This is a genomic window from Nonomuraea sp. bgisy101 (genome assembly GCF_057708945.1).
The window spans coordinates 1-1,011 of record NZ_JBYITD010000113.1 but is presented as its reverse complement, the minus strand read 5'-3'; the positions used below and the strand labels follow the sequence as shown (position 1 = coordinate 1,011).

The 1,011-nt window shown below is 65.4% G+C and carries 1 protein-coding gene; it reads left to right on the top strand.

Translation table 11 applies throughout. The features are described from left to right. Positions 1-63: 63 nt before the first annotated feature. Complete coding sequence (locus AC3EO4_RS55665) at positions 64-978, top strand: IS982 family transposase (RefSeq protein ID WP_431904988.1); 915 nt, start codon at positions 64-66, stop codon at positions 976-978. The last annotated feature ends 33 nt before the right edge of the window (positions 979-1,011 follow it).

Genomic DNA, 1,011 nt, shown 5'->3' with positions numbered 1-1,011 from the left:
GACTAGATGAATGAGTCCAAGACGTAGCTGCGGAGATAGGGCGAGGGCGCCCACTCTCAGTTTGTGACGACCAAGTTGGACACCCTCGCAACCGCACTGTACGTGAAGGTCGATGATCTACTGAAGGCCTCACCGGGCCTGGCCCCGTGGCGGCCGAAGACGGGTATCGCACCCACGCTCAGCGACGCCGAATTGGTGACCTTGGCGGTCATGTCGGCGTTGCTGGGCTTCGTCTCCGAACGACGCTGGCTGCGCTATGCCCACGCCGAGCTGGGCGGGATGTTCCCCTACCTGCCCGGACAGTCGGGCTACGGCAAACGGCTACGGAAGGCATCGGGGCTGGTCCTTCACATGATCAGGATGCTGGCCGCCGACACCACACTGTGGAGCGATGATGTGTGGGTGGTCGACTCCACCCCGGTGGAGTGCGGCCGCTCCCGCGACACCGCCCGGCGCAGTGACCTGGCCGGGTGGGCCGAGTACGGCTACTGCGCCAGTCACTCCCGGTATTTCTGGGGGCTGCGGTTACATCTGCTGTGCACCCTGGGCGGGTTGCCGGTGATGTTCGCCCTCACCGGCGCCAAGGCTGATGAGCGCCACACCCTGCTCGGGATGCTGGATGCCGCTCCTGAGGTGGTGGCCGGCCATCCAGGTCAGTCGATCATCGCTGACCGGCAGTACTACGGGCGGGACTTCGAGCACGCGCTGACCGAGCGTGATCTGCGCCTGCTGCGACCGGCCCGCCGGGGCGAACCCGAACGGGCCGGAGCGCGGCTGTTCAAACCGCTACGCCAGACCATCGAATCGATCAACCAGACCTTCAAGGGCCAGCTCGACCTGGAACGCCACGGGGGCCGAACCCCAGCCGGAGTCATCATCCGGGTGCTGTCCAGGATCCTCGCGCTGACCGCCGCGATCTGGCACAACGACAAGACCAGCCAGCCGATCAAACGCTCCCTGATCGCCTACGACCACTGAACGCGCCCAAACCCCTTGGACTCATTCATCTAG